The sequence below is a fragment of the Cytobacillus firmus genome (assembly GCF_023612095.1).
GTDB lineage: Bacteria > Bacillota > Bacilli > Bacillales > Cytobacillaceae > Cytobacillus.
On sequence record NZ_CP086235.1, the window covers coordinates 3,975,497 to 3,988,570 of the forward strand.

Genomic DNA, 13,074 nt, shown 5'->3' on the forward strand with positions numbered 1-13,074 from the left:
AAAGATAAATTCCTGATGGAGTATCCCTTCCATCCTATTTCCCATCAGCTCTTCTCTCTATCTTAGACGTCTTCAGGAAAAATAATTCATACACAACAGGAACAATAATTAATGTCAGCAGTGTAGATGATGTTAAACCGCCAATAACCGTTACCGCAAGGCCCTTTGAAATAAGGGTGCCTGATGAGGTGGTCATAGCCAGCGGGATTAAGGCGGCAATGGTCGCAAATGCGGTCATTAAAATAGGCCTTAATCTTGTTTTTCCTGCTTCAACTAACGACTCTCTAATCGGCAAACCTTTCGTTCGGTTCTGCCCAATCCGGTCGACAAGGACTATCGCATTCGTTGTGACAATTCCAATCAGCATCAGGAAGCCAATCATCACACTTACAGAGAGAGGCTCATTAATTATATAAAGTGATACAAGCGAACCAATTGGGACGAATATGAGTGATGAAAGGATAATAAATGGAATACGGGCTTTACCAAAGGTAACCAGCATGGTTAAATACACAAGCCCGATTGCCACAAGAATGGAAATTCCCAGTGATTGGAAAATTTCCACTGTTTCATCGTTGCCTCCGCCGCTCGTTAAGGATACTCCATCCGGCAGATCAAGCTTTTCGACACCCGCCTTTACCTCTGATGATACTGCCTGCACATCATTTCCTTTTACCTGGCCTGAAACACGGGCATAAACCTTGCTGTCCAGCTTCTGAATCGATGTGAAGGTATCGATTTCTTTCACCTCAGCCACCTCTGAAAGCTGGACTGGCCCTCTTTGAGAAAATAGGGTGACCTCTTCCAATTCATCTTTTGATCCAAGCTCTTCATCAAAGGAAAGCTGAACCTCCTGCTCCTTATCATCGAGCAGCAGCGCCCCGACATTCACAGGCTTCGTCTGATCGCTGACAGTTCCAAGAATCTGGAATCCTGACAAACCATATTCACTAGCTTTCTCAGAATCTATTTCCACTAAAAATTGCTTTTGCTTTTCGCTGAAATTGTTCGTAATATATTTCAGGTCTTTATTTCCCTGCATATACTCTTCCACTTGCTTGGAAGCCTTCTGCAGCGCCTCTAAATCATTGGAAAACAAGTCAATATCCACGTTATTATTCGAAGGTGGCCCGCCTGTTTCCAGCTCCTGGACACTAATCTTCAGATCAGCGTTTTCCTCATCTGAGATATCTTCTATTTTACTTTCAATTGATTTAATCGTTTTCTCCACATTTACATTATCTTTTAAGTTAACAAAATAGCTTGCTTTGTTTTCAAGCCGCAGTCCTGTGGCAAAATCCCTGGCTCCTATAGCGGCTGTGACATCTGCTGCTTCTTTCTGCTCATCGAGCTTCTCTTCCACCTTCAGTGAGATGGTATTTGTTTTTTCCAGGGAAGCGGATGATGGCAATTCAATCGATGCTGTCAGTGTTTTGGACTCTTCATTAGGAATAAACGTAAACCCTAATGAAGGCACAACCGCTAATGAACCAACAAGCAGCACGAGTGAAATAAACAAGATTACTAACTTGTGATTGAGCGATTTTTCAATTAATCGGCCATAAAACCTCTGAAGCGCTCCCTCTTTTTCTTCAGCCGGCACCTTCTTAAACGAAAATTTTGCCAGGATCGGCACAATTGTGATGGAAACCAGCAGCGATGCTAACAGGGAGAACACGATCGTTAAAGCAAAAGGCAAAAAGAATTTCCCTGTAATACCGCCAACAAAACCGATCGGAAGGAATACCACAACCGTGGTTAAGGTTGACGATGTGATTGCCCTTAATATTTCCTTGGTGGATTCTAAAATGATTTTATCGGACATTCCCTCATTGGATTTGCGGACCCGCCTGAAAATATTTTCGATGACGACAATACTGTCATCCACCACACGCCCTACAGCTACAGCCATTCCGCCCAGTGTCATGATGTTCAATGAGATGTCCATTTGGTTTAGAAAAATCGCTGCAATCAAAATGGACAAAGGTATGGAAACTACTGCGATAATGGTCGCTCTGGCATTGCGAAGGAAAACCAGAACGGCAATGGACGCAAATAGAGCCCCCAACAACCCTTCCTTGACTAAAGTACTGACAGACTTTTCAACATCCTTGGCAGAGTCGATACCAATCTCGTAGTCGAGCTGATCATCATATTTTTCAAGTACCTTGGTCACCTTGTCTGCCACTTCAACGGTGTTGGCTTCCTGTTTTTTCGTGATCGCCATGGATAAAGAATCTTTCAGATTATAACGGGCTAATTCACTTTTATCTGTTACTGGCTCAATGTCTGCAATGTCTTTTAATGGAATAGCGGCAGATTGCCGGGCTCCCTGCTCTCCACCGGCATCTTCAGCTGAAGCGCCGCCAAAAGCAGGCTGAAGCTGCAGATTTTCCAGATTTGAAATAGAATCAAGGTTTTCTTCTACACGGATCGGGATTTGCTCTTCCTTTTCCGTCAGCTCACCTGCCGGGAAAGAAAGATATTTTTCATTGATCTGCTCTTTAATGCTGCTGAGTGATAATCCTGCTTGAGCTGCTTTCTCTTTATCGACTGTAATTTGCACAAGATTATCGGTTAAGCCTGCAACAGATACGCTGTTGATTCCTTCTATTTTGTTTAATTCAGGAATGACACTATCCTTCATGACAGCTTCTATGCTTTCCCCGTCCTTGCTGAAAAAGGAAATATTATAAATGGGAAAAGATCCAAAAGAGAGCCGGTTTAATTTCACTTCCGCCTCTTCAGGCAATCCGGCTTCATCAATAACCGAATTCACCCGCTGTTCCACTTGATCCAGATCTGTATCAAACGGAAATTCCAGGTTAATGATCCCAATACTGTCATAAGCAGAACTGGTCATCTTTTTTATACCCTCAATGGAATCCAGCTGATCTTCAAGCTTTGAAACTACCTGTTTATCCACATCAGATGGAGATGCACCAGGGTATACCGCTTCAATGGATATCTGCGGGAATTCAATATCAGGAAATTGATCCACTTTTAATTTTGAAAAAGAGTAAATACCGCCAGTGATTAATAAAAATGAAATGATAAAGACCGCAACGGCATTCTTTAAACTGAACTTTGTTAAAAAACTCATCTTTTAATCTCCTTTATAATTAATTTATAAATAAATTATACAAAAACTATACAAACCTATCAATTGATAGACTGTTTTCATAAAAAAAACTTTAACAAGCCTCTTTGTTAAAGTTAAAAATCTTTATTCCTTTGACTGCGATAAAGTGAAACTTCAATCAGCGGGGACCTTCTTACTGCCCGTTAGACTGCGATAAACCATATAGGATCACTTTGACATAAAATCTGGCTTGTTCCTTCGCCAGGCTTTCTTTCAATTTGTAATCGGTATTCCTTGATGAAATCAGACTTAACAGCAGGTACGCAGATGAAACCGGGTCAGATCCAATTTCCGCTGGATCCCTCAGCTTTTGATCTTTAATCCCTTTTTCAAAGATCGAGGCAATCGGGTCCTGATAAGACTCCATCCACCATTTCCGGACGATTCCCTGATGCTCCTGATCTAATTCTTTTTGAATATCATGAAACATCTGTCCCATTGAAGGAGACTTATTGATTAAAATATAATAAGTGACCTGAATTAAGCATTCTTCAATGTCGTCTTCAAAGCGCTTAATAATTCTGCTTAAAGCCCTTTGCATATCAACCAATTCAGTCCTCAGCACTTCCATATAAATGGCCTTTTTATTGGAAAAATGATGATAAAGGGTAGGCTGCGTAATGCCGCATGCTTCAGCAATTCTTCTCGTGGAAACCGCCCGATACCCTAAATCCATAAAAAGCTTATGTGCTGCTTTCACAATTTTTTTATGTGTATCGCTTGCATTTAGTAACATAAACAAAATCCCTTTCAAGTAAGCGATCCCTATCACTTGATAAGATTATAAAAATCTAAACGAAATGCGTCAACAATCAATGTGCTCATTTATAAAGTTAATATTCCATCCTATTACATTTTCCCATTTCTCCACTTTTCAACCATTGTTCATAAGGCAAAAATATAGGATAATATAAATAATTATGTTAACCTGTTAATCATTTTAGTTAACCTATATATATATATATATCTAGTAGATATGATTGGGGGGATTTTATGTATAAGCTGCGCGGCCATCATCTCTTTTGCCTTCTAGGCTATCGGGGAATGGGCTACTCTCAGGAATATGTGGAAAATATGACCCGTATGCATCAAACCTTGAGAGGCAACCCCAGGACATGGATACAGCTTGTTAAAGGGCCGGATCACCTGTGTGAAAAGTATCCCAACTCAGGTGAATACCATTGTGAACACGATGATATTTATGAAAGAGATGCCGTTATTCTTGAGAAATTAGGTCTTAGAATCGGACAAATTCTGTACTGGCAGGACATCGAGTCAAATATCCAGAAGTATGCTCTTCCCTCAGATATACAGACTGTTTGTGAAACTTGTTCGTGGCGCTCATATGGCGTTTGTGAAGAAGGTATCCGGGATATTCTTGCAGGGCAGGGCTTAAGGGAAGTAAAATAAGACCTCTATTAGAATCTAAAATGGTAACATCCATTAAATTAACCTCTGCCGGCCACACTTAAATAGAGGACAATCAATAATTACCGTTTCTTTTTAATCAAATCAATTAAATAACAAAACAGTGAAATTACAAAGGACAGAAGCAGTACAATGATTGTTCCGAATGTGTATACCGCTTCTTCTGCCGGATCGCCTCCGCCCATATATACTGAACCAAAAATAAAAAAGAGCAAGACACTTACCATCACGAGTAAGAAGAAAATACTAATATACTTTGACATAGAATCCCCCATTGTTCCGATATTCCTTCTAATATATGAGAAAAATTAAGCATGGTTCCCGCACTTTCAAGATGCGGGAACTACTCTACTTTCCAGTCACCCCAGCCACTGCTGATTGTAAGCTATGATCCCCAATATGGCACCAGCACCTGCGCCAAATAGTAAACCCCCAATGGCCCAAATCGCTTTTTTCTTCACTTTATTATTCTTTTCGATCACGAACGGCACCTCCTCACAGTGGATTAAGAGTCAGACAGAACACTCTTACATTTATTTTCACTTCTTTTAATAATTGGAAACTCCTTCTTGTATCCGTAATTTTTTTAGTGTGACTTCTACAAATTTCATGGTATATTTTAGTAGGCTATTTGAACTATAGATAGCACTTTATTATCGGTGAAGAGATATGAAAAAACCTATGAGATTAAGCATCCAGTGGCTTATTTTAGGCTTACTGGCTTTTGCCATGCTTGGCACCTATGCAGGAAGTGTCATTTCGAGTGTAGTGGTCAGCAAGAACAACCTGGAGAAAAATTATTTAATAGAAAATCAGTATTATGCTCAAAAACTGGCCGCTGTTACAGATTCTCTTTTTGTCAATATGATTAAAAATCTGACGATGGCAGCACGAAATGAATATCTTTTGACGAACGATTCCCGGAAAATCCATAATGAATTAGATTTCATACTGCAGTCGACTACCTATTTCAACTCTACATTTTTTGCGGATAAAACAGGCCGTATCGTGGCATCTTCTCCTGATATGGCGTTAAATGGAACAAAATTAACTAGTGTCGGTGCAAAAGAATCTCTGGAAAAGAAAGTTCCTATAATATCAAAGCCTTATGTAGGTGTGACCGGAAAATTAATTATGCTTATCTCTGTCCCCGTTTTTGATAAAAGCGGATCGTATGAGGGATTTCTTGCTGGAACCATCTATTTACATGAAGCTAACAGCCTTATCCAGATTCTAGGACAGCATCCAAAGCATGAAAATAACTCTTATGTATATGTGGTTGATTCTGAAGGTAATATTATTTACCATCCGGATAAAAAAAGAATTAACGATAATGTGAAAGAAAACAAAGTGATACAGCACGTTTTAGAAGGAAGAAACGGAAATCTGGAAGTTACGAATACGAAAGGCATAGCCATGCTTGCCGGGTATGCCTCAGCTACCTCAACAAGCAAATGGGGAATTGTATCCCAGACTCCTAAAGAATCTGTGATGGAGCCAACCTTTGAAATGGCCAGGCAGGTAAGCTTGATTGCCATTCTCTTTATGCTGTTTGTGTTCGCCCTCTCCCTGATCATGCTGAAAAAAATTGTCAATCCGATCAGAAATTTAGCTTTATATGCAAAGCAGATGACAACCGAACCATCTCGTCCTGCACCCCAAATTCCCGGCTGGTATTTTGAGTTAAAGGAATTAAAGCGTGCTATTTTAATAGCTGTGGATTTTTATCAGACCAAACTGACGAATGCGGAAAGTGAGTCGAACCTGGATCCGCTGACCGGCTTCTACAACCGCCGTTTTTTAGAAAAAAAGATAAGTGAGCTCGATAAATACTCCATCATTTTATTTGATATTGACCATTTTAAAGCAGTAAACGACCAGTTTGGACATCAAATGGGAGATGAAGTATTGAAATTTCTGTCTGAATTAGTTAAGAGGGAAACGAGAGCAAGTGATCTGTGCTTCCGCATAGGCGGCGAAGAATTTCTAATCATCCTTCCCGACACCGAAGTTCACATCACGGAATCTGTTGCAGAACGGATAAGGAAAACCACTGAATACACCTTAAGCCCCTCCGGAAAACTCATCACTGTTTCCATGGGAATAAGCAGCTTTCCCGATTCAGCGGATAGCTTTTCAGAGTTAATGAACAAAACGGACGAGGCATTATACAAGGCCAAACAAGAGGGAAGAAACAAAGTGGTTACCGCAGTGTAAAATAAAGAGGGCAAGCTTTGAGTGAATATCTCTCAAAGCTTGCCCTCCCTTTATGCTACATCTCTAAATCCGTAAATGCATACGGCAATAAATCTTTTAATGTCAGTTCTAATATTTCTTTCTTCTCATTTGTTAAGTAGACTGGCATATCAGGCATACAGAACTCGGCTAACACCTGTCTGCAGATGCTGCACGGCGGAAGAAAATCTGCCGTATCACCAGCTACAGCTATAGCTTGAAAATCACCTTTTTGGTAACCGTTAGCAATTGCGGTAAAAATTGCTGTTCTTTCAGCACAATTCGTTGCACCTAACGAAACATTTTCCACGTTCACGCCATTAATGACAGTGCCGTCTTTCAGCAATAAAGCAGCCCCAACCGAAAATTTGGAATAGGGAGCATATGCTCTTTCCTTCATACTGCGTGCACTTTCCATCAATTGCTCTTTATTCATCTTACCCATCCTTTTCAAAGAAGAATGAACTTTTCACAGTCCCCTTAGGCCAATGTAAAATTGGCAGGATTTTTATCATATAATTTTTTGAAATGTTTGTCAATGTACTGACTGTCCGAAGTTGAGCCAGGTTCGGACTCTGGACCGCCAATTTCAGCTTTCTCTGTCCGAAGTTGAGCCAGGTTCTGACTCTAAACCGCCAATTTCCGCTTTTTCTGTCCGAAGTCGATCCAAGTCTGACTCTTGACCGCGGATTTATGCTTCCTTTGCAACTCCGCAGCCCAGATTTCCTCATTCTATGTCCCAGGAAGAACCAAATCCCAGCTCACCTGCTAGAGGTTCATCCCCAAAGCGCGTTCCAGGGTACAAACTCTATCAAAAAGAGGAAAAAGAGCCCATATTAATTACTATAGGCCCATCCCACTTCGGTATCTTTGCTTACATATGTATGTTACAATGAAATAAGCATCAAAACTTTAGGGTCAACTCGACTTTTCTTAGTCACCCCTTTGAAAGGGGATTAAAAAATGGAGAAAATAAGCGTATTTCTGGATGATTATCGGAGAGCGCCGGATGGTCATGTATTAGTTGAGACCATTGATGATTGCATCCTTTTGCTTCAGACCTATGAAATTGACCACCTGTCATTAGACCATGACTTAGTAAGCAAATCGAGAAACGGTCTTATGCTTGTTCAGATAATGGTTCAAAAACAGCTATTCGCGGATCGAATAACTGTCCACTCTGCCAATTCAGTAGGCGGGAAAGCCATGTATCGTTATTTAAAACAAGCACAGCACGATTTTGAAATGCCCACTGATATTAAAGTAATTTTACGTCCACTGCCCCTAAACTACATTCCGCCAACCTATTCGCACAGCTTCTAGAGTACCAATGACAACCACCTTTTCTCCTTAGTCACAGGAATTATATAAATCAATAGTGTACAGGGAGCAGAGTTAATCGACTGCTTCCTTTTTTCATGTCTTTAATAGTTAAAATAGACCCGCTCCCGCATCAAACCTTTAGAACATTTGTCATCACATTCCGCCACACTCAGGAGGCTTTTCCTTTTCTCCCTCAGCAAAATCGCAGCCTTCTGCAACTGATTCAAGTCCATATTCTGTACTGCTGACATCCTTCATACCTTGATCATTTATGGTGCTTTTAAAGTCCTTGTTCATTCCTTCTTTATTTTCTCTCATGAGTTTCCCTCCAGCCTTTTTATAAAAGTTTTCTCTTAGAGGAATCATGTTATTCATGCGGTGGGTATTCCTGGGATATGAACTGCAGCACTATATTCCAACTCTTTTCTATTAAGTGAATTTACACAAGGAATCTTAGAAAGTTCTACAGCTCAATCTGCCTGATGATTTTCGCCGGATTTCCGCCAACCACTACATTCTCGGGCACATCTTTGGTAACGACTGCACCTGATGCGATCACCGCATTGTCCCCGATTGTTACACCTGGATTAATGACGGCACTTCCCCCAATCCATACATTGTTTCCAATCGTAATCGGCTTTGCATATTCCCTGCCCGAATTGCGTTCAGCAGGATGGAGCGGATGCGTTGCCGTATAGATATGTACACCAGGTGCAAGCATGCAGTTATCTCCAAAACGAACTTCACAGACATCTAAGATTGTGCAGTCGAAGTTCGCAAAAAAGTTTTCACCTACATGCGTATTATAGCCGTAATCAAACCGGATATTGGGCTCCATATATACGTTTTCTCCGGTAGACCCCAGTAACTCCTTTAATAACTTTGTCCGCTTTTCTCCTTCTGTCTCCAGAGTCTGGTTGTACATCCTAACCTTTCGTCTTGCTTCATCGCGTTCCTTTATCAATACCGGATCGGCAGGATCATACATTTCTCCGGCCAGCATTTTTTCTTTTTCTGTTTTCATTTTAGGACCTGCTTTCAAATGAATTTTTTAAACAGAACTGAAAAAAGGACAGTGTACCTGTCCCCGTGTCCCTTTAGCGTGGCGCTTTAGGCGGCTGGCAAACGTCACATTTGCGCTGGTGATTATTTTTGAATTTCGTAAATGTTTTTTCAAATTGGCTGCCGCATGCACATTGAAAAAGCAGCTTTTGAGAAAAACCATGATATTCCGTTGACAGCAGCTTACTATCCGAGTTTTTCTCAACGAAATCGTTAATTTTGCTGATGGTCCATCGTTTATTCATTACCTTACACCTCCATTATGAGCACAGCTCATAATTCCTAAGTTCCTCATTATAACATGGGCCTGGGACAAAGGGACAGGTTCATTGTCCCCCATAGCAGTTTTAGCATCTTACATATTTCCGTTTAAAGCCAATCCTTCCTCTGTCCACTTCCTTTTGGATATTTTCTGAGGCCTGCAGGATAGTGCTTTTTTTCTTGTCCCTTTTCATTTCGACCGGACCCATGGCTTTTGCAATCTCAACCGCCTTTTCATGGAGCGGCAAAAAAGAAACACCCATGGTATAGACAAAATTATTCATAGCGGATTTCGTACGCTCCGGAGAATCGTGGATGGTGTCTTTCACTTTATCAAGCATTTTGGACAGCTTCTCTTCGGAAAATTCAGCATCCGGACGATTCCCCAAAAGCCAGCAATAGCAGCTCCAGCCGCCGGACATCCGCAGTTCTTCCCCGCTTTCAATCCATTTGTCGGCAACATCCTGTGCAATATCTGTTTCAGCTAACGTAACGGCCACCACATAATCGGACAGCATATAAAAATAAGCAGCATCCATCCAGCGGTCAAAATCCGCTTCGGTCATGGCCTCAGGATCTGCAATGACGCCTGCAAAGTACATAGCATCATAATTCCCTGTGGCGTATAGCTCCTCCGCCAAAGGCTGATTTCTTTTTATTTTCTTAGCTATCGGTTTCATTGCACCTGTTGCAACGCCAAAAAGCGGCTCGTGTGCGCCGTTTGATATGTATATTTTCTTGGTCCGTTCCTTGCCGAGAGCCTCCAGCTCCTGCATAACTGTCTGTAAATCCATCTTTAAACACTTTCCTTTCAATTTAATAAGCTCACCTAGTATGAGCATCTCCTTAGATGATGTTACGTATAACTATTCTCCTTCTGTACTTTTGTTCCCTGTTTTCACATGAAAATAGAGCTGCCAATATGACAGCTCTATTTTATCAAACTCCTTACGATTCACTCAGCTCAGGCTTCCCGGCTTCCAGAAGCACCTGATCCCTGCCTAATATAACAGCTAACAGAATAATGAATGCCCCTGTTCCCACAAGAAGCCATTCGATGGCAATGACATCCGCAATCGGGCCAAATATCAGCATGCCAATCGGCATCATGGAGGTGGAGATCATCCCCATGACACCAAACACTCTGCCTAAATAATTCTCTTCAATTTTTTCCTGAAGCAATACGGTTACCGGTGTATTGAAAATTGGCATGGCAATCCCGAATAACGCCATGAACAATAAATAAATCCAGAAAATCGGCACGATGCCAAGTGCCAGGGTGCAGATCCCCATGATGAGACTGGCAAGGGTCATGGTTGTAATTTTATTTGGATATCCACCCCAGGAAGCAATAATTCCGCCCCCTGCCATCATGCCGACTGAAAAGGCAATTTCAATGGCAGTCAGCAGCCATACATCTCCACCAAAGGTCCGGGTAACCTGAAGCGGCGTCAGAAAGGCCGCAGGTGCCATTAGGACGAAGAAGATCGCAAAAAACAGAAAGAATTTTTTCAGAAACGGGCTGCTATTGACATAATGAAGCCCCTGTTTGAAGTCGCTGAAGTAGCTCGCTGTCTGTTCCGCTGCTGCTTTTTCGTGCACAGCAACTTTGACAAAAGCCATCAGAGTTATAATGGCAATCACCGCTGTGATGACATCGATAAAGAAGATGACTTCAAGTGACGCCATTGCAATTAAAGCAGCACTGACCATTGGTGAAACAAACATAATGACAGCCTGTATGCTCCCATTTACCCCATTCACCTTTGTGAGCTTATCCTTAGGAACTATCTGAGGCAGAATCGCCCCGACAGCAGGAGTCTGGATTCCTGTTCCAAGGGCACGAATCCCTGCCATGACAAACAGCAGCCAGATGGATTCATATCCCATTAAAAACAGGATAGCAAGGATCAGTGTGGAAAAGGCAATAAGACCATCTGCTAAAATAATCAGCATTTTCCGGTTGTACCGGTCTGCCCAGACACCGGCAACCGGTGATAAAAAGAAGGTCGGAATGAACCCGCAAATAATGTAGAGAGTCATCATCAAACCGGATTCTGTCGTTAACGTAATATGCCACATAATGGCGTATTGAACAAGGGACGATCCAAAGAGCGAGATCGTCTGACTGCTTAAAAATAGAATAATATTCTTCAGCCAATTCTCCTGCAGATTAGGATTTATTGTATTCATTGCTAATCACTCATTTCTATATTTAATAAAAACAAGCTTTGCCTGTATTCAGCTGATCGATCAGTCCGTTCTATACATTCCATTTCTGAAGACAGCAAAAAAGAGGAGAAATTCATCCCCTCTTTAAAAAATACCGTTAAATATAGGTTTCCTTAAATAGACAGACCAATCCCTTTGCTCTGAACACAGGCAGAGCCTTCAAACGTATTCAATTAACGATTGAAAAGCGGGCTTCTTAGTCTAATTGATGCTGTCAAAAGGAAAACCTCCATTTCATTATAATTAGATTCATCATACCAGCAGAGACCGGTTCAGGCAATACCTGGAGAGGTACACATTCTCACTTATAAACATCTTCCCGGGAATGGAACCCATCGGCAATAATAGTCCGATCCATATTATCTTTATCTACGGCAATGGGCGGAAGAAGGACGGCAGGGACTTCGATTTTGCCATTATTGATTTTTTGGTTTGTTTCAACAGACTCTCCTTTGGCCATTCTGACTGCAAGTTCAGCAGCTTCTTTGGTCAGTGTGCCGATAGGTTTATATACTGTCATCGTCTGCGTGCCTCTAATAATCCGCTGGGCAGCGGCAAGCTCGGCATCCTGTCCGGCAACAGGAATTTTACCTGCCAGTCCTTGCACTGCCAGCGCCTGGATGGCTCCGCCCGCGGTTGCATCGTTTGCTGCAATCACAGCGTCTATTTGACCCTGGTTGGCGTTAAGCGCTTCTTCCATGTTCACAAATGCATTGGCCGGCGTCCAATCTCTTGACCATTGATCATATACAACCTGTATATCTCCTTTTTCAATTAAGGGCTGCAGCACGTTAAAGACTCCCCGTTTGAATAAATGAGCGTTATGGTCGGTGACAGCTCCCCCAATGTATACATACTTTCCTTTAGGTACCAGTTTGGTGATTGCTTCTGCCTGCAGCTCGCCAACTTTTTCATTATCAAAGGATATATATAAGTCTATATCTGCATTTTTCACGAGCCTGTCATATGAGATCACCTTAATGCCTGCCTCGTGTGCTTTTTTGACAATTGAAGCAGTCGCCTCAGCATTATGGGGAACCACAACCAGCAGGTCAACCCCCTGTTTAATTAAGGTTTCCGCCTGCGATATCTGTACGGCGTCATCCCCATTAGCCGCCATGATCTCCACTTCGGCTCCAAGCTCTTCAACAGCCTCCTGGAACAGATCTCTGTCCTTCAGCCAGCGTTCCTCCAATAGTGTATCCATTGAAAAGCCAATCTTAATTGGCTCCTCCTCCCGCCGCCATCCATTATTTCACCGGCAGCAGGGATTGCTTTTCCGGAATTCACATCGCGTACTGCTTCTGTTTTACAGGCTGTCAGGGTGCAAACCAGAAACAGCGCAGTCAAAGTGAGCTTCCATTGGATTCTATACATCTGCCTTGCCCCTT

At 41.9% G+C, this 13,074-nt stretch carries 13 protein-coding genes and 1 pseudogene; 3 read left to right on the top strand and 11 right to left on the bottom strand.

Features of this window, described 5'->3' with window-relative positions:
* Window positions 1–34: 34 nt before the first annotated feature.
* Entirely contained in the window at window positions 35–3,103 is a 3,069-nt protein-coding gene (locus LLY41_RS20145) for an efflux RND transporter permease subunit (RefSeq protein WP_304586407.1), read from the bottom strand.
* 172 nt (window positions 3,104–3,275) lie between these two features.
* Window positions 3,276–3,878: a TetR/AcrR family transcriptional regulator gene (locus LLY41_RS20150; protein ID WP_304586408.1), complete on the bottom strand. Its 603-nt coding sequence runs from the start codon at window positions 3,876–3,878 to the stop codon at window positions 3,276–3,278.
* A gap of 257 nt (window positions 3,879–4,135) precedes the next feature.
* Between LLY41_RS20150 and LLY41_RS20155 the strand changes: the two genes are divergently transcribed.
* On the top strand, window positions 4,136–4,552 hold the full coding sequence (locus tag LLY41_RS20155; RefSeq protein WP_304586409.1) for a DUF1284 domain-containing protein: 417 nt from the start codon (window positions 4,136–4,138) through the stop codon (window positions 4,550–4,552).
* Window positions 4,553–4,632: 80 nt separating this feature from the next.
* Here the strand turns inward: LLY41_RS20155 and LLY41_RS20160 are convergent, their stop codons facing one another.
* Together LLY41_RS20160 and LLY41_RS20165 are read right to left on the bottom strand one after the other, a co-directional pair.
* Window positions 4,633–4,833 carry a hypothetical protein gene (locus LLY41_RS20160; RefSeq protein WP_304586411.1) on the bottom strand — a complete coding sequence of 67 codons (201 nt, stop codon included), beginning with the start codon at window positions 4,831–4,833 and terminating at the stop codon, window positions 4,633–4,635.
* 96 nt (window positions 4,834–4,929) lie between these two features.
* A complete protein-coding gene (locus LLY41_RS20165) occupies window positions 4,930–5,052 on the bottom strand; it encodes a CrcB family protein (RefSeq protein WP_142301783.1) in 123 nt (40 codons plus the stop codon).
* A gap of 187 nt (window positions 5,053–5,239) precedes the next feature.
* On the opposite strand from LLY41_RS20165, the gene LLY41_RS20170 reads away from it, so the two are divergent.
* Window positions 5,240–6,787, top strand: coding sequence for a sensor domain-containing diguanylate cyclase (locus LLY41_RS20170; protein WP_304586413.1), 1,548 nt, complete (start codon window positions 5,240–5,242; stop codon window positions 6,785–6,787).
* A gap of 55 nt (window positions 6,788–6,842) precedes the next feature.
* On the opposite strand, the gene LLY41_RS20175 is transcribed toward LLY41_RS20170, so the two are convergent.
* Complete coding sequence (locus LLY41_RS20175; RefSeq protein WP_304586414.1) at window positions 6,843–7,241, bottom strand: cytidine deaminase; 399 nt, start codon at window positions 7,239–7,241, stop codon at window positions 6,843–6,845.
* Window positions 7,242–7,768: 527 nt separating this feature from the next.
* Between LLY41_RS20175 and LLY41_RS20180 the strand changes: the two genes are divergently transcribed.
* Window positions 7,769–8,128 carry a cyclic-phosphate processing receiver domain-containing protein gene (locus LLY41_RS20180; RefSeq protein ID WP_304586415.1) on the top strand — a complete coding sequence of 120 codons (360 nt, stop codon included), beginning with the start codon at window positions 7,769–7,771 and terminating at the stop codon, window positions 8,126–8,128.
* 153 nt (window positions 8,129–8,281) lie between these two features.
* Here the strand turns inward: LLY41_RS20180 and LLY41_RS20185 are convergent, their stop codons facing one another.
* The 6 genes and pseudogenes from LLY41_RS20185 to xylF form a co-directional block, all read right to left on the bottom strand.
* A complete protein-coding gene (locus tag LLY41_RS20185) occupies window positions 8,282–8,446 on the bottom strand; it encodes a hypothetical protein (protein WP_179289084.1) in 165 nt (54 codons plus the stop codon).
* A 145-nt stretch (window positions 8,447–8,591) separates the two neighbouring features.
* A complete protein-coding gene (locus LLY41_RS20190) occupies window positions 8,592–9,152 on the bottom strand; it encodes a sugar O-acetyltransferase (RefSeq protein ID WP_304586416.1) in 561 nt (186 codons plus the stop codon).
* A 73-nt stretch (window positions 9,153–9,225) separates the two neighbouring features.
* On the bottom strand, window positions 9,226–9,435 hold the full coding sequence (locus LLY41_RS20195) for a hypothetical protein (RefSeq protein WP_304586417.1): 210 nt from the start codon (window positions 9,433–9,435) through the stop codon (window positions 9,226–9,228).
* Window positions 9,436–9,537: 102 nt separating this feature from the next.
* Window positions 9,538–10,245: a DNA alkylation repair protein gene (locus LLY41_RS20200; RefSeq protein WP_304586418.1), complete on the bottom strand. Its 708-nt coding sequence runs from the start codon at window positions 10,243–10,245 to the stop codon at window positions 9,538–9,540.
* Window positions 10,246–10,399: 154 nt separating this feature from the next.
* Window positions 10,400–11,644, bottom strand: coding sequence for an MFS transporter (locus LLY41_RS20205; RefSeq protein ID WP_095245732.1), 1,245 nt, complete (start codon window positions 11,642–11,644; stop codon window positions 10,400–10,402).
* A gap of 340 nt (window positions 11,645–11,984) precedes the next feature.
* Window positions 11,985–13,060 (bottom strand): annotated as a pseudogene (xylF, locus tag LLY41_RS20210) (D-xylose ABC transporter substrate-binding protein).
* Between the last annotated feature and the right edge of the window lie 14 nt (window positions 13,061–13,074).